Annotated in this window: 2 protein-coding genes; both read left to right on the forward strand. The window is 63.9% G+C overall.

Annotation, left to right across the window (positions count from 1 at the left end; translation table 11 throughout):
* The coding region (locus RTX98_RS20750) for a LysR substrate-binding domain-containing protein (RefSeq protein ID WP_312798786.1) at nucleotides 1-582 on the forward strand (582 nt) is incomplete at its 5' end.
* 81 nt (nucleotides 583-663) lie between these two features.
* Nucleotides 664-1,424, forward strand: a 761-nt coding sequence (bla, locus tag RTX98_RS20755; protein ID WP_312798787.1) for a class A beta-lactamase, incomplete at its 3' end; no start/stop codon positions are given.

Genomic DNA, 1,424 nt, shown 5'->3' on the forward strand with positions numbered 1-1,424 from the left:
CGCTTCATTTCCGGCCCGCTGTTGTCCGGCTTCATGGAAAACTATCCCGAGATCCAGATCGACGTCACGGTGACGGACGAAGAGTTCGACATCGTGGCGCGCGGCTTCGACGCCGGCGTGCGGCTGGGCGAGGTGCTGGAACAGGACATGATCGCCATTCCGGTTTCGGGCGATCAGCGGCATGTGGTAGTTGCCGCGCCGGCCTACCTCGAACGGCATGGCCGTCCCGTGCATCCGCGCGATCTTGCGGAGCACCGCTGCATCGGCTGGCGGCCGGAGCCGGAGGTCGCGCCCTATCGCTGGGAGTTCACCGAAGATGGCCGCGACTTCGATGTGGCGGTCGCGCCCACGATCACCACCAACGACATGCGGCTGATGCTGCGCACCGCGCTTGCCGGCGGCGGGCTGACCTTCGGCGTCGAAGAAACCTTCAGGCCTTATCTCCGAAGCGGCGAGCTGGTCGCGATCATGGAAGAGTTTTGCCCGCCATTCCCCGGCTTCTTTCTGTACTTCCCCCAGCGCCGCAACCTCGCGCCCAAGCTGCGCGCACTGGTGGATCATGTGCGCTTCAAGCGGTCATGAGGGAGCGGTCGCGCTGCTGACATAATGAACAGGGAAAGGCGGCTGAGCTTGGGTGATGCGCCCGATGATTGGAGACCCTGCATGAACCCTCTCGCTTCCCTGCTGTGTGCAGCCATGATGGCGCTGTCGATTGGCACAGCACACGCCGCCGATGATGCCGTGGTGAGCAAGGCGCGTGAGATCGAAACGCAGCTGAAGGCGCGGGTCGGGCTGGCGATCTATGATACCGGCAGCGACAAGACCTGGCTCTACAAGGCTGACGAGCGCTTTCCCATGGCCAGCACCTTCAAGGTGCTCGCTTGCGGAGCGCTGCTGCATAAGGCCGACCAAAGCCAGCTCAAGCTGACCGATACAACCACCATCACCAAGGCCGACATGATCCCTTATGCACCGGTCACGGAAAAGCTGATCGGCCAGAAGGTCGGGTTGGGCGATCTTTGTGCGGCCACGATGCGCACCAGCGACAATGTTGCGGCCAACAAGGTGCTGGATGGGATCGGCGGCCCTAAGTCCGTCACGTCCTTCATGCGCGGCATCGGCGACGAGGTTACGCGTCTGGATCGATGGGAGCCTGATCTCAACGAAGGCAAGCCCGGCGACAAGAAGGACACCACGTCGCCCGCGGCCATCGCTAAAGCCGTGCGCGAACTGGTTCTCGGCAACACGCTGTCTGCCGCATCACGCCAGCAGCTGACCACCTGGCTAATCGAAAACGAAGTCGGCGGACCGCTGCTTCGTGCCGGCCTGCCTGGAACATGGCGCATCGGCGACCGTACGGGTGCCGGCGGTCACGGCACGCGCGCCGTGGTGGCCGTTATCTGGCCGCCGGACCATGCGCCGCT

Origin of the sequence: Tianweitania sp. (assembly GCF_032053605.1) — a bacterium.
Taxonomy (GTDB): domain Bacteria; phylum Pseudomonadota; class Alphaproteobacteria; order Rhizobiales; family Rhizobiaceae; genus Tianweitania.